Source organism: Aquitalea sp. FG25 (genome assembly GCF_057809375.1).
The window spans coordinates 19320-37192 of record NZ_JBMDJV010000030.1 but is presented as its reverse complement, the minus strand read 5'-3'; the positions used below and the strand labels follow the sequence as shown (position 1 = coordinate 37192).

Here is a 17873-nt window from a genome sequence, read left to right as displayed (position 1 = left end):
TTCAATTCGAAAGCAATGAGGAGAGTGACATCATGAAGTTTTCGCTGTTTCTGCACATGGAGCGCTACGACGCTGCCAAGCCGCACAAAGAGTTGTTTGATGAAATGACTGCCCTGGTGAAAGTGGCCGAGGAGGGCGGTTTCGAAACCGCCTGGATTGGTGAGCACCATGGCATGGAATTCACCATTGCGCCCAATCCCTTTGTCAATCTGGCTTACCTGGCCGCCAAAACCAGCAAAATCCGCCTGGGCACCGGCACGGTAGTGGCACCGTTCTGGCACCCCATCAAGCTGGCCGGTGAAATCGGCATGACCGACCTGGCCAGCAATGGCCGGCTGGATGTGGGCATTGCGCGTGGTGCTTACTCTTTCGAATACGAACGCATGTTTCCGGGCCTGGATGCCTGGGGAGCCGGTGGCCGTTTGCGCGAGATGATTCCCTGCCTGCAACAATTGCTCGCCGGTGATTACGCCCATCAGGGCGAATACTGGAGCTTCCCCAAAACCACGCCGGTACCGCGTCCGCTGCAACAGCCGCATCCGCCGCTGTGGGTGGCCGCGCGTGACCCCAATTCCCATGACTTTGCCGTATCGCAAGGCTGCAATGTGCAAGTGACTTCGCTGGCCGCCGGTGACGGGGAAGTCGCCAGCCTGATGGAGCGCTTTAATGCCGCCTGCGCCAATCACCCGGAGGTGCCGCGTCCGCAAATCATGATGCTGATGCACACTTTTGTGGGCGAAAACGCGGCCGAAGTGGATGCCGGTGTGGAGGATATGCGCCGCTTCTACTGCTACTTCAGCAAATGGTTCAAGAACGAAAAGCCCATCAATCAGGGCTTTATCGAGTCGCTCAACGACGAAGATCTGGCCATGTTCCCCAACTACGCGCCGGAGCTGATTCGCAACAATCTGGTAATCGGTACGCCAGAGGACGTGATTGCGCGGCTGAAGGGCTACGAGGCACTGGGCTACGACCAGTACAGCTTCTGGATCGACAGCCATATGGATTTCGAGCGCAAGCTCAAGTCGCTGGAGCTGTTTATCAAGCAGGTGATGCCGGCATTTGCCTGATTGGACGATTGCAAGGAGCGGTCAATATGTTGCGCAGCTTTCAGCAGTATATCGACGGGGTGTTTGACGATGGCGACACCCGTTTTGACAGCATTAATCCAGCCAATGGCACGGTCTGGGCCAGCATGCCCGCAGCCAGTGCCAAGGATGTGGACCGGGCGGTACAGGCCGCTCACCGCGCCTTTCTGGACCCGGCCTGGGCAGGCCTCACGGCAAGCCAGCGCGGCAAGCTGCTGTACAAGCTGGCCGACCTGGTCGCTGAGCATGCCGACCAGCTGGCCGAGCTGGAAACCGCGGATACCGGCAAGATCATCCGCGAAACACGCAGCCAGATTGGCTATGTGGCCGAGTATTACCGCTATTACGCCGGTCTGGCCGACAAGATTCAGGGTGCCTGCCTGCCGGTAGATAAGCCGGATATGGAAGCCTTCTTGCGCCGCGAACCTATTGGCGTGGTTGCTGCCATCGTGCCGTGGAATTCCCAGCTGTTTCTGTCTGCCGTCAAGCTGGGCCCGGCACTGGCGGCGGGCTGCACCGTGGTGCTGAAAGCCTCGGAAGAGGGCCCGGCCCCCTTGCTGGAGTTCGCCCGGCTGATCCATCAAGCCGGTTTCCCGCCCGGTGTGGTGAATGTGCTGACCGGCTTCGGCCAGGACTGCGGCCAGGTGCTGACCAGCCACCCGCTGGTGGCGCGCATTGCCTTTACCGGCGGCCCGGCAACCGCCCGCCACATCGTACGTAACTCGGCAGAGAACCTTGCCTATACCACGCTGGAACTGGGCGGAAAATCCCCGGTGCTGGTGTTTGATGATGTCGATGTGGACAGCGTCAGCAACGCCATTGTGGCCGGTATTTTTGCCGCCAGCGGGCAAAGCTGTGTGGCGGGGTCACGCTTGCTGGTGCAGCGCGGGGTCAAAGACCGTTTGCTGGCCAGGCTACAGGCCAAGGCCGAGGCCATCCGTATTGGCGATCCGCAGGACAGTGCCACCGAAATGGGCCCGCTGGCCACCCGTCGCCAGCGCGAGCATATCGAAAAAGTGGTTGCCGCCAGCGTGCAGGCAGGTGCCGCGCTGCTGACTGGCGGCAGTGTGCCAGCCGGGCGGGAAGATGGCTTTTACTACCTGCCCACCATTCTGAGCTGCCCGGACGCGCAGATTCCCAGTGTCACCACGGAGCTGTTCGGCCCGGTGCTTAGCGTGGTGACTTTCGATAGCGAGGCCGAAGCCATCGCCCTGGCCAATGACAGTGTCTACGGCCTGGCTGCCGGGGTATTCACCCGCGACCTGAGCCGGGGCCATCGGCTGACCCGCGCCCTGCGCGCCGGCATTGTCTGGGTGAATACCTACCGGGCGGTGTCACCCATCGTACCGTTTGGTGGCTATGGCCAAAGCGGCCTGGGCCGGGAAGGCGGCATGGAGTCGGTGCTGGATTACACCCGTACCAAGTCGGTGTGGATTCGTACTTCGGACGAGCCGATTGCCGACCCCTTCGTGATGCGCTGAGGAGCACACCATGTATTACGAAATTCGCACCTATCGCATCAAGACCGGGGCGCTGCCTGCCTATCTGAAGCTGGTGGAGGAAGAGGGCATTGCCTTGCAAAAGCAGTATCTGGGTGAGCTGGTGGGCTATTTCTACTCGGAAATCGGCCCCTTGAACCAGATTGTGCACATCTGGGCTTATCCCAGTCTGGATGAGCGCGAAGCGCGGCGTACCGCCTTGGCAGCTGATGCGGCCTGGCTGGCCTTTGCCCCGAAAATCCAGGCTTTGCTGGAAGAAATGGAAAGCAAGATCATGAAAGCGGCTGCCTTTTCCCCGTTGCAGTAGGTCGCTCAATCGGCATTACCACGCAAGAGAAACAGAAGCACAGACTTCTACATAGGAGATGACATCATGAACGCAGCAAAACAGATCGGTACCCGTATCGCCCTGCTGGCCAGCATCAGCCTGTTGGCCGCCGCCCCCGCCATGGCGGAAAACCTGGTGTTTACCAGCTGGGGCGGTTCCACCCAGCAGGCGCAACAGAAAAACTGGGCACAGCCTTTCAGCGCCGCCAGTGGCATTGCCGTTGCCATGGATGGCCCCACCGATTACGGCAAGTTCAAGGCCATGGTGGAAAGCGGCAATGTCAGCTGGGATGTGGTGGACGTGGAAGGCGATTTTGCCTATCGCGCCGCCAAGGATGGCCTGCTGGAACCACTGGATCAATCCAAGCTGAAGGGAATTGACCCGCGCTTTATCTCTGCCAACTCGGTGGGCAGTTTTTATTACTCCTTTGTGCTGGGCTACAACAAGCAAACCGTGAAGGGGACTGCCCCTGCCTCCTGGAGTGACTTGTTCGACCTCAAGCGTTATCCCGGCAAGCGCACGCTGTACAAGTGGTCGGCACCGGGTGTACTGGAGCTGGCCTTGCTGGCCGATGGCGTACCGGCCAACAAGCTGTATCCGCTGGACATCGACCGCGCTTTCAAGAAGCTGGACACCATCAAGAGCCAGATTGTCTGGTGGACCGGTGGCGCGCAGTCACAGCAATTGCTTGCTTCCGGTGAGGCCAGCATCGGCATGTTCTGGAATGGCCGCATCAATGCCTTGCAGCACAGTGGCGCACCGGTTGGCATGTCGTGGAAGCAAAACCTGACCGCCGCCGACATGCTGGTGATTCCAAAGGGCAGCAAGAACAAGGCCGCTGCCATGCAGTTCCTGGCCTATGCCACCAGTGCCGAGGCGCAAGCGAAATTTGCCACGGAAACCGGCTATGCCCCGGTCAATCTGCAATCCAAAACCAAGATGACCCCGGCTGCGGTCAAGACGCTGCCCGACCAGTACACCGCCAGCCAGATCAATCTGGACATGCGCTACTGGGCCGAGCACCGCGATGAAATTGCCAAGCGCTGGTATGCCTGGCAGACCCAGTAAGGCAGGAGTGCCGTGGCCTTGCCGCAGAGCAGGGCCACGGCCTGTATCGCGATTGTCTTGAGGAGTTGTCATGCCCACTGCTTTGAGTTCGGTTGCCGTACCGGCGCGCCGTCGATTCCGGCTGAGTGCCCAGACGCGGGGCATCAAGTTGATGCTGCCGGTGTTGTTGCTGTTGACGCTGTTTTTCCTGGTGCCGGTTGTTACTTTGCTGCTGCGCAGCATCATGGAGCCGACACCCGGCTTGCAGAATTACGCGGAACTGCTTGGTTCGCAAACCTATGTACGGGTGTTTTTCAATACCTTCATGGTGGCTGGTGTGGTCACCCTGATTACCTTGCTGCTTGGCTTTCCCACCGCCTGGCTGCTGGCCATCCTGCCGCAGCGCTGGTCGCGGCTGATGTTTGCGGTACTGCTGTTGTCGATGTGGACCAATCTGCTGGCACGCACTTATGCCTGGATGGTGCTGTTACAGCAAACCGGCTTGATTAACCGGGTGCTGATGGCCATCGGGGTAATCGATCAGCCGCTGACGCTGGTGAATAACCTGGTTGGCGTCACCATTGGCATGACCTACATCATGCTGCCTTTCATGGTGCTGCCCCTGCATGCCACGCTGCGCGCCATCGACCCCTCCACCCTGCGCGCCGCTGCGGTTTGTGGTGCCAGCCGCTGGCAGTCCTTGCGTCTGGTGCTGTTGCCACTGGCCTTGCCCGGCATTGCCTCCGGGGCCTTGATGGTATTCGTGATGTCGCTGGGTTATTACGTGACGCCCGCGCTGTTGGGCGGCACCAGCTACATGATGCTGGCCGAGCTGATCGCCCAACTGGTGCAGTCCTTGCTCAACTGGGGCCTTGCCGGTGCCGCTGCCTTTGTGCTGCTGGTGGTGACCCTGGGCTTGTATGCGGTGCAGCTGCGCTATCTGGGCGCTGGCCGTAGCGGAATGGGAGGGCGCTGACATGTTGCTGGATTACGACCGTTTGGGCGGCTGGCGCTGGGGCCTGGTGGGCGTAGGCACCGTCGTCATGCTGTTTCTGTTGCTGCCTATCGTGTTTATTGCCGCGCTGTCGTTCGGCGATTCGCAATGGCTGGTATTTCCGCCGCCGGGCTGGACCATGCAGTGGTATCAGCAACTGCTGACTGACCCGGTATGGGTGAATGCGCTGCTGACCAGTGCCAAGGTGGGCGTCCTTGTCACGGTACTGTCTGTCGTCCTGGGCTTGTTGGCGGCACTGGGCTTGGCACGCAGCCGTTTCTTTGGCAAGAGTGCATTGCAGGCGTTTTTCCTGACCCCCATGGTGCTGCCGGTGGTGGTGCTGGCGGTGGCCCTGTATGCCTTTTTCCTCAAGCTGGGCCTGACCGGCACGCTGACCGGTTTTGTGATTGGCCACCTGATCATCGCCTTGCCGTTTTCCATCATCACCATCGGCAATTCGCTGCAAAGCTTCGACTCCGCGCTGGAAGACGCCGCCATGATCTGTGGTGCCGGGCCTCTGGAAGTGAAGTGGCGGGTAACCTTGCCTGCCATCCGGCTGGGCATGTTTGCCGCCGCCATTTTTTCCTTCCTGATTTCCTGGGATGAAGTGGTGCTGTCCATCTTCATGGCCAGCCCCAGCTTGCAAACCCTGCCGGTCCTGATCTGGAGCACGCTGCGTCAGGATCTGACCCCGGTCATCGCCGCCGCATCCACCTTGCTGGTTGCCTTTACGGTAGTCCTGATGCTGCTGGCTTCCCTTTTGAAGAAAGGCTCACGCCAATGACAACTCCTTTCCTGCAGATTCGTGGCCTGCGCAAAACCTACGATCAGGTAGTGGCCATCGACCATGTCTCCCTGGACATCAAACAGGGTGAGTTCATGACCTTTCTCGGGCCGTCCGGCTCGGGCAAGAGCACCACGCTATATATTGTGGCCGGCTTTCAGGAGCCGACCGAAGGCCAGGTGCTGCTGAACGGCAAATCCTTGCTGGATGTCGCCCCCAATCAGCGCAACATCGGCATGGTGTTTCAGCGCTATACCCTGTTTCCGCACCTGACGGTGGGCGAAAACGTGGCCTTCCCCTTGCGGGTGCGCAGGCGTCCGGAAGCGGAGGTCAAGGCCAAAGTGACAAAAATGTTGGAGCTGGTGCATCTGGCGGACTACCGCGATCGCCTGCCCGGCCAGCTGTCCGGTGGGCAGCAGCAACGCGTGGCCATTGCCCGCGCCCTGGCGTACGACCCGCCGCTACTGCTGATGGATGAGCCGCTGTCGGCACTGGACAAGAAGCTGCGTGAGGAAATCCAGTTCGAGCTGCGCCGTATCCATCAGGAAACCGGGGTGACCATTCTGTATGTGACGCACGACCAGGAAGAAGCGCTGCGCCTGTCCGACCGCATTGCGGTGTTCAGCCAGGGGCGTATCGAGCAGGTGGGCACCGGCGAGGAGCTGTACGAGCATCCGACTTCGCGCTTTGTCGCCGGTTTCATCGGTAATTCCAACTTCCTGCCGGTCAAGGTGGAGCAAATGGGCGCAGGCCGCGCCCGCGCCATCTTTCCCAATGGCCAGGCAGTGGAAGGCGATGCCAGGGCCTTTGCCGCCGGTAGCGAGGGCACGCTGATGGTGCGTCCGGAGCAGATGCGGATTCGGCCACACGCAACGTCCGCCCAGGGCCTGGCCGTGACCGTACGCGATATGACCTATCTGGGCGACAGCATGCACTTTGCCGTGCAAACCCCCTGGGAACAGGAGCTGGCCGTGCGCATGGCGGTACGCGATGGCCAGGGCCTGTGTATCGGCTCCTCCGCTGTACTGGAGTGGGATACCCAGCACGGGCATGTGTTTGCCTGATGATATTCAGCGTCAATCAAGGTGGCGGACGTAGTTCGTCGCTGAAGGGTGAAGCATGAGTCAATTGCATGAAACCGGACTGTTGGTGCAGCACTGCTATATCAATGGGCAGTGGCTGGACGCAGCAGAACGCTTGCCAGTGTTCAATCCGGCCACCGGCCAGCAAATTGCCAGCGTGCCGCGCATGGGCGTGACGGAAACCCGGCAGGCCATTGCAGCGGCCGAGCACGCCGGTGCAGGCTGGCGGGCCTTAACCGGCAAGCAGCGGGCGCAGTATCTGCGGCGCTGGTTTGATCTGGTATTGCAGCATGAGGACGCCCTGGCCCGGATATTGACTGCCGAAATGGGCAAGCCACTGGCCGAAGCGCGGGAGGAAATTGCCTACGGTGCCAGTTATATCGAGTGGTTTGCCGAAGAGGCCAAGCGGATTCATGGCGATGTGATTCCCGCGCCCGCTGCAGACCGCCGCCTGCTCACCCTCAAGCAGGCGGTGGGGGTGGTGGCGGCAATTACACCCTGGAACTTCCCAAATGCCATGCTGGCACGTAAGATCGCCCCGGCGCTGGCGGCTGGCTGTACGGTGGTGGCCAAACCGGCGGAGCTGACGCCCTTGTCCGCACTGGCACTGGCCCGGCTGGCCGAGCAGGCGGGCATTCCGCCGGGCGTCATCAATGTGCTGACCGGCGACCCTGTCGCCATCGGCGGCGAACTCACCCGCCACCCGCAGGTACGCAAGCTGACCTTTACCGGCTCGACTGAAGTGGGTCGCCTGCTGCTGCGCCAGTGTGCCGATACGGTGAAGAAAGTCAGCATGGAGCTGGGTGGCAATGCGCCCTTCATCGTGTTTGACGATGCCGATCTGGACGCAGCGGTTGAAGGTGCCATGGTGTCCAAATACCGCAATGCCGGGCAGACCTGTGTCTGTGCCAACCGGCTGTATGTGCAGGATGGCATTTACGATGCCTTTGTGGCCCGCTTGCGGGAGCGGGTGGCGACTTTGCAAGTGGGTAATGGCATGGACGCCGGTGTGACGATCGGTCCTTTGATTGACCACAAGGCACTGAGCAAGGTGGAGGCGCACATTACCGATGCCCTGGCACGCGGTGCCACGGTGGTGATTGGCGGACAGCGCCATCCGCTGGGTGGCAGCTTTTTTCAGCCCACCATCTTGCGCGATGTGACTTCTGCCATGCGCGTGGCGCAGGAAGAAACCTTTGGCCCTTTGGCACCGGTGTTCCGCTTTCAGGATGAACAGGATGTCATCCGGCAGGCCAATGCCAGCGAGTTTGGCTTGGCCGCCTATGTGTTCAGTCGTGACCATGCCCGCATCTGGCGGGTGGCAGATGCGCTGGAAGTGGGCATGGTTGGAATCAATACCGGCCTGATTTCAACCGAAGCAGCTCCCTTTGGCGGGATCAAGCAGTCCGGCAGTGGTCGGGAAGGCTCCCGCTATGGGATTGAGGATTACCTCGAAATAAAATACCTGTGTATGGGTGGAATTGAATAAAGGAGATGACCGATGTCATCCAAAGACGGTAGCTCGCTGAAAATAGATCGTAGCGTCAAGACACTGCGTGAACTGACGCTGGAAAAAATGCGTGACGCCATCCTCAGTGCCTACTTCAAGCCCGGTGAGCGTCTGGTGGAGCGTACATTGTGTGACGAACTGGGGGTGAGTCGCTCCATCGTGCGCGAAGTGCTGCGCCATCTGGAAACCGAAGGCCTGGTGGAATCCATTCCGCATCAGGGCCCGGTGGTGGCTACGCTGGACGCGGACAAGGCCGCGCAGATCTACGAAATCCGCGCCTTGCTGGAAGGCCATGCAGCCCGGCTGTGTGCCGAGCGGGCAGACAGTGCACTGCTGGAGCGGCTGGCCGTGATCAACAGCCAGATTCAGGCGGCCTTTTGCGCGGATGACTTCCATGGCGTGCTGGAGCAGACATCCGCATTTTATGAATTGATGTTCCAGGGCAGTGGCCAGACCATGGCCTGGGAAGTCGTGCAGTCGCTCAATGCCCGCATCAACCGGCTGCGTGCCATGACCATCAGTTCGGCAGGACGGGCAGCCGAAGCGGCAGAGGAAATGCGCTTGCTGGTTGAAGCGCTGCTCAAGCGCGATGCGCAAGCTGCGCATGATGCCTCGGTGGCGCACGTAAGACGTGTGGCAAGCATTGCCGCAAACAAGCTGGCTGAAGCCAGTAGTGAAGCAGAAGAGCAAAGCGGCAAGCTGGCCCAGGCCTTGTAGACATCAGACCTGCAGCCGTATTGGCGGCAGTTTTGTGGCGCAGGGGCGCCGGTGTTGAGCTGCCGGTGCCGAGTGCAAGGCTGGTTTGGGGGCATGGTGGTTGCGGCTGGGTTGCCTGCGGGCAGCCGCCTTGTGCGCTTGTGCCGCCAGCCGCTGACCGTGGCTGGTAGCCCTTGCAGGCCAGCCAGCATCCGCAGGCAGAAAGTGGCGCGGCGGAACGCATGCCCCGGTGCGGCAAGATATCGACGGCACTTCATGATTCAATATTTTTACTGTTATGGAAATATGGATTTAACTCACCTTCTGTAAGGCGGATGTTTGTCGCGGATGGGTTTTGACAGCACCATGACGTGGTGCTAATAATTAACAAAACACATTCAAAATGCGCTCCGTTATGTATAAAACGATTACAAATGCAATTGAAAAATACATGCCGCCAGCAGCCAGCGTGATCGGATATGGCAATGGTCATCGCACCTGGCTGTTCAATGTGAGCTGGCCTACCGAGGCCAATGCCGATCAAACCGGCATGCGGTATATCGTTTTCATCCGGATAGAACATGATGTGATCGAAGATGGCGTGCGTTTTGAGCTGGAAAATTTGGAGTACAAGATCGAGCAGTTTCTGAAGTTCCAGTTTGAACATTTCATGCCAAACAGTAATCCTTACCGTCCGGCTGGCTCACCCCATGCGCTGTGGACGGTAAGCTGCTCAGTGCTGGACTGACCGCGCAAAACCCCGTGCTGGCAGGGTGATGGTTGGTCTGGGCAATGCCTTCTCGGCAAGTGGGTATTGCTGTCTATGCAAAATGCAAAATGCCAAACTGTCTCCTATACTCGCTCTGTACCACGCGCATGGCGAAGGCAGAGTGATTGCATGGATCTCATCTTTACACAGCTGTCCTCCTCGCTGTCCACGGCGCAGACGATAGAACAATTGGTGCGGCCCATTCTCGATATGCTGGGTAGCGTAACAGGGATGGAGTCCACCTATCTCACCAGCATCGATCTGGATTTGCAGACTCAGTACGTCAGCTTTGCCAACAACAAGGACAAACTGCAGATTCCGGAAGGCTTGACCGTGCCCTGGCAGGACACCCTGTGCCGCCGGGCATTGGAGTCCGGCACGCTGGCCACGGATTGCGTGTCCCTGCTGTGGGGGGATTCGCAGGCGGCCAGCAATCTGGGCATCCGCTCCTATGTCAGTGCGCCGATTCGCAGCAGCAGTGGCGATGTGCTGGGCACGCTTTGTGCCGCAAGTACCGGACAGCATGCTGTTTCTGCGCAGGTGAAAGCGCTGTGCCAGTTGTTTGCCAGCATTGTCAGCAATTTTATCGAGCGGGAAATCCTGGTTGAGCAACTGCAAGTAGCCAACGCACAGCTGGCCTCATATGCGCTGGTGGATTTGCTGACTGGGCTGCCTAACCGGCGTGCCATGTTTGACGAGCTGGAACACCTGTTCGCCCTGGGGCGGCGTAACCATCACACCATTCTGGTCGGGGTGGTCGATCTGGATGGCTTCAAGTTGATCAATGACCAGTTTGGCCACCAGGGCGGTGATCATTTTTTGCAAGCGATGGCACAGCGGCTGAGCACGGGTTTGCGTGCTGGCGACCGGCTTGGCCGGCTTGGTGGTGATGAATTCCTGTTTATCGGGCCCGGCCCGGTGCGGGCCTCCTATGTGTTGGAAGGGCAGGCAGCTGCCGTGCAGGAGGACCCGACAGGGGTGGCGCAGCGCATGCGCCAGCGCCTGTTTGATGCGACAACGGGTTGTTTCTGTCTGGCCGAGCAGTCGGTCAGCTATGCCGGGGCCAGTGTCGGGGTGGTGGCTGTTGTACCGGACACGCTCAGCATCGAGGAGGCCATTTCACTGGCAGACCGGCAGATGTATGCCGTCAAGAACGCCCGCAAGGGCGTATCGCTGAATTAACCACCATGCATTGGCGGCTGGCTTGGTGTGCTGTGCGCGCCAGGGGCTGTCGCTGGTGTTGTCCGATCGGCGCTTCTTATGCAATTGCGGCCATTGTGTTTGGCGGTGTACAGGGCGTCGTCAGCCAGTTTCAGGGCCAGTCCTTCGGCAATATCTTCCAGCTGTGCCGTTGCCAGGCCGATGCTCATGGTGATGTTGCCCACGCCGGGCATGGGTTCGGCTTCGACGGCTTGTCTTAGCTTTTCGGCAACCCGGATGGCATTTTCGGTTGAGGTGTCTGGCAACAGCAGCAGGAATTCCTCGCCGCCATAACGCGCCACAAAGTCAGTAGCGCGCACTGTATGCACCAGCAGCGGGCCTAACAGGCGTAGCACAGCGTCGCCGGTTTCGTGACCGTAGTTGTCATTGATTTTCTTGAAATGGTCGACATCTGCCATCAGGATGGTATAGACATGGCCGCTGCGCTTCATGCGCAGAAACTCCTCACGCAGGCGTTCATTCAGCGCCAAGCGATTGTGCAGCCCGGTCAGGGCATCGCGGCGTGCCAGTTTTTCCAGCTCGCGGTTGGCCGCGATCAGCGCGGAAACATCTTTCACCACCAGCAGTAGCAGCTTCTCACCGTCATGCGGTAGTGGAATCAGCGTGACAATGGAGTCCACCACCTTGCCAAAGCTGCTGGTGGTGCTCAGCAGCAGCTGGACTTCCTGCCCCGCCAGTGCCTGCAAGGCCGCCGCATGGCAGCCGGATACTTTCCAGGATTCGAGATGGTGGAAGTTTTGCTGCAGCAGGTTTTCCACCGAGGTGCCAATGATTTCCGCTGCCGCCTTGTTGGCCAGGATGCACTGGCCGTCCTCCCGGTACAGCAGCAGGCCGTTGCCCGTGGCGTGGATGATGGCCTGGCTTAGCGCTTCTTGTTTATGCAGGGCAATTTCCAGCTCCCGCTGCTCGGTAACGTCCATGACGGCAGTACGGGACATGACAAAACGTCCGTCGGCATCAAGCACTGCCGACGAGCTGGTGCGTACAGAAATCTGCCGCCCGTTCTTGCAGATCAGCTGGATATTCAGCGGCGGCAGCTGTTCTCCTGTCAGCATGTGTTGCTGGCGCTCCAGGAAAGCTGCATCACAATCTGCAGGCAGCAATTGGCGGATCGACATCTTGCCGATGACCTCATCCCGCGTATAGCCAAGCCAGTGCAGTTCGCGGTCATTCATCTGGACGATGACGCCGTCCCGGTCGATGGAGTGGTAGCCAACCGGGGCATGGTTGTAGAGATCGGCCAGCTCCTGCGTGCGTTCTGAGACTTTCTGTTCCAGGGAGCGGTAGCTTTCTTCCAGTGCATGCCTGCGTGCCAGCAGGGTAACCGACATGCGTTGTAAGGCCTGGGCCAGATTGTTGATTTCGCGGGTAGTGCTGCTGACATGAAAGCCAGCCTGTTCATTGCCGCTGCTGACATGCTGGGCCGCATCGGCCAGTTGCTCCAGTGGCCGGCAGAAATTGCTTACCAGGCGGTATACCAGCCCCATGAACAGGATGGTGGCAACCAGACCAGCCACCAGCAGGGTGATATGCATGGCATGCACCGTTGCCAGGGCTTGAGACATGGGCTGCCGCGCCAACACATGCCAGCCCGGATTGCTTGCTGTCAGCGGCCTGACAGTGGATTGTGCGGTAAGAAAACGTCCTTCCTTTCCCCAGCTGACTTCGCCTTCTTCGTGGTTGGCAGGCAGATTTGCCGGGACGGAGATCTGACCGATGGCAGCAAAGGGATAAAGAATTTGCCCGTTGTTACCGATGATGAAAATTTCCACGCCATTGGCCACCCCCTCGTCGCCAATGGCACCGGCAATCACATCGCCCACCCAGGACCAGTTGGCATGACTGCCCAGCACGCCGCGCAACTTGCCATCCATCCCCAGAATGGGTGAGGAAAAATCCACAAAGCGCAGGGGCTCTCTGGAGTTGGGATTGCTCAGCTTCTTGGCCAGCAAGACAGCCTCATGCACATCCCCGATATAGCTTCCTTGCTTGCCGGCAGCAAACCAGAGGCGGTTACTGACATTTTCGCCTTCCAGCAGCCCGTTGACTGCCGACAATACCGTGCCATCGGCGGCGGCAACGCCAAGCCAGTCATAGTAGCGGTAGCTGTTCTTGACCAGGGTAAGCTGCTCCCGCAGCGCGCTGCCACGCAGGTCACCCTGGGTTAGCAGGCTGGTTTTGCTTAGCAAGGCGATTTCGCGGTCGCGTTCGCGCAGGTTTTCCGCCAGTGCATACGATACGGCGCGTACCCGGTTTTGCAGCGATTCGTGCTGATCCTGGGTAATGCGTGAGCTGGCAACCTGGCTGAGAAAAAACACAATGGCAGCACCAAGTGCCAGCGAAATGCCACCAACCGCCAGGGTTAGCCGCATGCGGAAGGTCATCAGGGGAGAAAGCATGATCCAGTACTCAGAGACAATACCGGAAGCCTAATCCATCAAGTATGAAATGACCATTGGGGTGAACTACCGATATCGCATTCAATCAATGCAATTGGCATTTTGCTTGTGCGCAATGCGGCCCCGCTGGCGGGCGGCATGATTTCTTTGATGTCATGCCACAAGTGTCTTAGGCTGTTGACGGAAATATTTACGCTCACGGAGGACGACATGCATATCGCTATTCTGACTTTTGATGGCTTCAACGAACTGGATTCGCTGATTGCACTGGGTATTCTCAATCGGGTGAAAAAGCCGGGGTGGAAGGTATCCATTGCCAGCCCGACCGCGCGGGTGACGTCCATGAATGGTGTCGTGCTGGAGTCTCATCTTGATCTGGCCGGGGCCAGTCTGGCCGATGCGGTGATTGTCGGTAGCGGCATGAAAACCCGGGAGGTGGCGGCGGATGCCGGCTTGATGGCACAGCTGCAACTAGACCCCGCCCGGCAACTGCTGGGGGCGCAGTGCTCCGGCACCCTGCTATTGGCAAAGCTGGGTTTGCTGGGCGGCCTGCCTGCCTGTACCGATCTGATGACCAAGCCCTGGGTTGAGGAGGCCGGTGTCAGCGTGCTGAACCAGCCCTTTTTCGCACAAGGCAATGTGGCCAGTGCTGGTGGCTGTCTGGCTTCGCAATATCTGGCTTTTTGGCTGATTGCCCGCTTGGCGGGGCTGGATGCCGCGGAAAACGCACTGCATTATGTCGCCCCGGTGGGCGAGAAGGAGCAGTACCTGGCACGCGCGCTGGAAAATGTGATGCCGTTTCTGGAACGGTCCGACTTGGCTGTACGTTGATTCCAGCGCAGTTGTGATGCCTGGCTGGCGCGCATTAGGGGAAGTATCTGCTGGTGATCTGGCTGATGAAACCGTCCTGCTTCATGCGGCTGATGGCATCGGCAATTTTGGCGGCATCCTCGCGTGGGAAGGACAAGCCTGATGCAATCCAGTTCTGGTCGCTGTACATCCGTGCGCCAACCACGGGTGATGAGCCGGTTTGCCGCTGATATATCGGCTTGAAGGTGTTGGCGGCACCAAAGAAACTGGCCACGCGGCCTGCCTTCAGCATCTTGGCCATTTCTTCAAGTGGGCTTTCTGCTAGTTGCTCGGTTTTTATTCCCTGGCGCAGCAGCCAGGCGCGCACGCTGGAGCCAGCACGAATCCCGATCAAACCGGCCGCAGTGGCTTGCTCCAGGCTATTGAGTGGCGGGCTGCCATCCCGAGTGATGAAGCCGAAGTCTGTGGTGTTGGTCACGGCAATCCAGCGAAACAGCGCTTCCCGTTCCGGGGTGCGGGCAAAGTAGACTATCAGGGCGCTGGAACTGCCAGTTACTTCCTGCATGGCCCGTTTCCACGGGCGTATCTTTACATTGGGAACGAAACCGGCGCGGCGTATGGCCTCGCTGCCGATTTCTATCATCATGCCGCCCTGTGACTCGCTTATTTGATTGCACATGGGGGGCAGGTGATCGCACTCCAGGTCGATGACGCGGGCTGCGTCCTGCGCCTGGATGCTCAGGGAAAACAGCATGATGCTGCTGGCAAGCAGCCTGACTGGTGGTGCGGACATTGCTCCTGATTCCTGCGGCAAGAAAACCGGTGATTAATACTGCCCTTTATACATAGCGGAGCCAGATGGAAATGCTAGTGTATTGTTCTGGGCGGCCAGCCTGCTGGCTTTGCGCGCCAGCAATCGGTGTTGCCCTGCCTTTGGCGGGTACGGTCAGGCAGGGATAGATTGGGTTTTATGTTGTATTTGAAATACACATTTTTAGGTGTGGCATTGCCAAGCCTGGGCGATAATGCTGAGAAATGCCCGGTTTTGCATTGAATATATGCGGATATGCAGACATTTGCTGCATGATGGCGCTTTTCTGCCATTGGCTGGCGGTGCTGGGCGGTGCGTAGTCCTGCTTGTCATTTCTGACAGCAAATAATATCGTAATACGATATTTATGGGCGCGTGGCTGGCATGCGCCCAGATGTTGTGCCGCTGGCGCAATGCCCGCTGCATCTCGTCCTTCGCCCCGCCCACCAAGGAAAGTATGTCCGGTTCATTCAGGAAAATCCCCATCGAGGTCGCCCCCGCCAAACCTGCCGCCGAGCAGGAAGTGGTGTCGCTGTATGCCGCGCAGAAGAAAATCTACCCGCGCAGTGTCCATGGCCGTTTCAACAACTGGCGCGTTGTTTTTGTCGTACTGACCCAACTGGTGTTTCTGGGCCTGCCCTGGCTGCGCTGGGACGGGCGGCAGGCGGTTAATTTTGATCTGGTGGAACGCAAGTTCTACCTGCTGGGCCTGATCATCTGGCCGCAGGACTTTATCTATCTGGCGGCCTTGCTGATCATCTCGGCCTTCGGCCTGTTTTTGTGGACCACCATTGCCGGCCGCCTGTGGTGTGGTTATTCCTGCCCGCAGACGGTGTATACCGAAATCATGCTGTGGATAGAGCAGTGGACCGAGGGCAACCACAGCCAGCGCAGCAAGCTGGACAAACAAGGCTGGAGCGTACGCAAGCTGCGCATCAAGCTGTTCAAGCACAGCCTGATGCTGGCCTTCTCCCTGCTGACCGGCTTTACCCTGGTGGGCTATTTCACCCCGATTCATGATTTGCTGGCAGCCTTGCCGCGCTTTGATTACGGGCCGTGGGAGCTGTTCTGGATCTTCTTCTATGCGGCCTGCACTTATTTGCTGGCCGGGGTAATGCGCGAGCAGGTATGCCAGTACATGTGTCCGTATGCCCGCTTTCAAAGCGTGATGTTCGATGCCGATACCCTGGTGATTTCCTATGATGCCGCCCGTGGCGAACCACGCGGCGCACGCAAGAAAGGCAGCAATCCGCAGGAGCAGGGGCTGGGTTCCTGTATCAATTGCAATATCTGCGTGCAGGTGTGTCCGGCAGGCATTGATATCCGCAATGGCCTGCAGCATGAGTGCATTGGCTGCGCCGCGTGCATTGATGCCTGCGATGAGGTGATGGACAAAATGGCCTACCCGCGCGGCCTGATTCGCTACACCACCGAAAGCGCCCTTGAGGGCCTGTATCCAGACAGCGCCATCCTGTCGCGGCTGCGGCGTCCGCGTGTTGTGCTGTATGCCTTGCTGTTGCTGGTGGCCACCAGTGCGGCGGGTATTTCGTTTGCCCTGCGCAAACCATTCAAGGTGGATGTCATCCGCGACCGGGCTTCGCTGGTGCAGGAAACCAGTGATGGCCGGCTGGAAAACAGCTATATGCTGAATATCATCAATACCACCAGCCAGGATCAGGTGTTCAGCGTCAGCGTGAGCGGCCTGCCCGAGATGGCTATTTCCTCGCCGCAGCGCTTGTCTATCAAGTCTGCCGACAGCAAGAGCCTGGCGGTGCGGGTGGTGGTGGATCCGCAATATGCCGATCGGGGCAGCCATCCCATCCTGTTCCGGGTGCAGTCAGTGGGCAACCCGGCGCTGATGGTCGAGGAAAAATCCAGCTTTATCGGCGAGTGAGGGCGGGGGATGTCAACTGTGCTGCTGCGCCAGCTGGCTGATATCCCGCTTGGGCGGCAGGCCGAACAGGCGCAGGTATTCGCGGCTGAACTGCGAGGGGCTTTCATAACCCACGCGGAAGGCGGCGGTGGCCGCTTCCAGCTTGTCGCTCAGCATCAGGCGCCGGGCTTCATTCAGCCGCAGCCATTTCACGTATTGCAGCGGACTCATGGTGGTGAGCTGGCGGAAATGGTGGTGCAGGCTGGAGCTGCTCATCTGCACCCGCGCTGCCAGCTCGTCAATGCGCAGCGGCTCGGTGTAGTGGGTTTTCAGCCAGTCGATGGCACGGGCAATGCGCTGGCTGTGGCTGCCGGTGGCCAGAATCTGCCACAGGCGCGAAGCCTGGTCGCTCATCAGCAGGCGGTAGTGGATTTCCCGCTTGATCAGCGGTGCCATCACGCTGATATGTTGCGGCTGGTCCAGCAAGGCCAGCAGGCGGCTGAAGGCATCCAGCAGCTCTGGCGTCACCGTGCCCAGCGCCATGCTGGGCTGGCTGGCTTGCCCGGCTGGCGGGCAAATGCCGCCCTGGGCAATCAGCTCGGCCATGATGCGCAAATCCAGCCGCAGCACCAGCCCCATGCAGGGCTGCGCCGGGCTGGCAGTGAGCACTTGCGAACTGGCTGGCAGATCGATGGAGTTAAGCAGAAAGTGTTGGGCGTTGTAGGGGTAGCGGTCGTCGCCCACCAGCATTTGCTTTTCTCCCTGCACCACCAGCACCACGCTGGGCTCCACCATGCAGCAGCAGGGTTGTGACTGATGCTCGCGCCGGAAGAACCCCAGGTCGGCAATGTCGGTACTTTTGTCTTCTTCGCCGTGGGTCTGTGCGGTAATGATCTGACGCAACTGGTTTAGCGTGTGGCTGCCGGTTGCGGCGGGCGGGGGGCTGGACATGGGGCGGTTTC

The 17873-nt window shown here is 59.4% G+C and carries 16 protein-coding genes; 13 read left to right on the top strand and 3 right to left on the bottom strand.

The window, feature by feature from the left end; all coding sequences use genetic code 11:
* Window positions 1–32: 32 nt before the first annotated feature.
* The 11 genes from ACODR9_RS21075 to ACODR9_RS21025 all read left to right on the top strand — a co-directional run bounded on the left by ACODR9_RS21075 (window position 33) and on the right by ACODR9_RS21025 (window position 10979).
* Window positions 33–1070, top strand: coding sequence for an LLM class flavin-dependent oxidoreductase (locus ACODR9_RS21075; RefSeq protein ID WP_488812039.1), 1038 nt, complete (start codon window positions 33–35; stop codon window positions 1068–1070).
* Between the two features lie 26 nt (window positions 1071–1096).
* Window positions 1097–2569, top strand: coding sequence for an aldehyde dehydrogenase (locus tag ACODR9_RS21070; RefSeq protein WP_488812037.1), 1473 nt, complete (start codon window positions 1097–1099; stop codon window positions 2567–2569).
* 10 nt (window positions 2570–2579) lie between these two features.
* Window positions 2580–2894 (top strand): NIPSNAP family protein, encoded by a 315-nt coding sequence (locus ACODR9_RS21065; RefSeq protein WP_488812035.1) that lies wholly within the window; start codon window positions 2580–2582, stop codon window positions 2892–2894.
* Window positions 2895–2960: 66 nt separating this feature from the next.
* Window positions 2961–3983 carry an ABC transporter substrate-binding protein gene (locus ACODR9_RS21060; RefSeq protein ID WP_488812033.1) on the top strand — a complete coding sequence of 341 codons (1023 nt, stop codon included), beginning with the start codon at window positions 2961–2963 and terminating at the stop codon, window positions 3981–3983.
* A gap of 70 nt (window positions 3984–4053) precedes the next feature.
* A complete protein-coding gene (locus tag ACODR9_RS21055) occupies window positions 4054–4938 on the top strand; it encodes an ABC transporter permease (RefSeq protein ID WP_488812031.1) in 885 nt (294 codons plus the stop codon).
* A gap of 1 nt (window position 4939) precedes the next feature.
* Window positions 4940–5740, top strand: coding sequence for an ABC transporter permease (locus tag ACODR9_RS21050; protein ID WP_488812029.1), 801 nt, complete (start codon window positions 4940–4942; stop codon window positions 5738–5740).
* Window positions 5737–6804 carry an ABC transporter ATP-binding protein gene (locus ACODR9_RS21045; RefSeq protein ID WP_488812027.1) on the top strand — a complete coding sequence of 356 codons (1068 nt, stop codon included), beginning with the start codon at window positions 5737–5739 and terminating at the stop codon, window positions 6802–6804. Before ACODR9_RS21050 ends, ACODR9_RS21045 begins: the two co-directional genes overlap by 4 nt.
* 55 nt (window positions 6805–6859) lie before the next feature.
* Window positions 6860–8311 carry an NAD-dependent succinate-semialdehyde dehydrogenase gene (locus tag ACODR9_RS21040; RefSeq protein ID WP_488812025.1) on the top strand — a complete coding sequence of 484 codons (1452 nt, stop codon included), beginning with the start codon at window positions 6860–6862 and terminating at the stop codon, window positions 8309–8311.
* A 12-nt stretch (window positions 8312–8323) separates the two neighbouring features.
* On the top strand, window positions 8324–9049 hold the full coding sequence (locus tag ACODR9_RS21035) for a GntR family transcriptional regulator (protein ID WP_488812023.1): 726 nt from the start codon (window positions 8324–8326) through the stop codon (window positions 9047–9049).
* A 382-nt stretch (window positions 9050–9431) separates the two neighbouring features.
* Window positions 9432–9776 (top strand): hypothetical protein, encoded by a 345-nt coding sequence (locus ACODR9_RS21030; protein ID WP_488812021.1) that lies wholly within the window; start codon window positions 9432–9434, stop codon window positions 9774–9776.
* A gap of 150 nt (window positions 9777–9926) precedes the next feature.
* Window positions 9927–10979 (top strand): sensor domain-containing diguanylate cyclase, encoded by a 1053-nt coding sequence (locus ACODR9_RS21025; protein WP_488812019.1) that lies wholly within the window; start codon window positions 9927–9929, stop codon window positions 10977–10979.
* Here the strand turns inward: ACODR9_RS21025 and ACODR9_RS21020 are convergent.
* Window positions 10976–13417, bottom strand: coding sequence for a sensor domain-containing diguanylate cyclase (locus ACODR9_RS21020; RefSeq protein WP_488812017.1), 2442 nt, complete (start codon window positions 13415–13417; stop codon window positions 10976–10978). The two genes, ACODR9_RS21025 and ACODR9_RS21020, sit on opposite strands and share 4 nt — an antisense overlap.
* 210 nt (window positions 13418–13627) lie before the next feature.
* Between ACODR9_RS21020 and ACODR9_RS21015 the strand changes: the two genes are divergently transcribed.
* A complete protein-coding gene (locus ACODR9_RS21015) occupies window positions 13628–14248 on the top strand; it encodes a DJ-1/PfpI family protein (RefSeq protein WP_488812015.1) in 621 nt (206 codons plus the stop codon).
* Between the two features lie 34 nt (window positions 14249–14282).
* On the opposite strand, the gene ACODR9_RS21010 is transcribed toward ACODR9_RS21015, so the two are convergent.
* Complete coding sequence (locus ACODR9_RS21010) at window positions 14283–15020, bottom strand: substrate-binding periplasmic protein (protein WP_488812013.1); 738 nt, start codon at window positions 15018–15020, stop codon at window positions 14283–14285.
* A 475-nt stretch (window positions 15021–15495) separates the two neighbouring features.
* Between ACODR9_RS21010 and ccoG the strand changes: the two genes are divergently transcribed.
* Complete coding sequence (ccoG, locus tag ACODR9_RS21005) at window positions 15496–16932, top strand: cytochrome c oxidase accessory protein CcoG (protein WP_488812011.1); 1437 nt, start codon at window positions 15496–15498, stop codon at window positions 16930–16932.
* A gap of 12 nt (window positions 16933–16944) precedes the next feature.
* Here the strand turns inward: ccoG and ACODR9_RS21000 are convergent, their stop codons facing one another.
* Window positions 16945–17862 carry an AraC family transcriptional regulator gene (locus tag ACODR9_RS21000; RefSeq protein ID WP_488812010.1) on the bottom strand — a complete coding sequence of 306 codons (918 nt, stop codon included), beginning with the start codon at window positions 17860–17862 and terminating at the stop codon, window positions 16945–16947.
* Window positions 17863–17873: the final 11 nt, after the last annotated feature.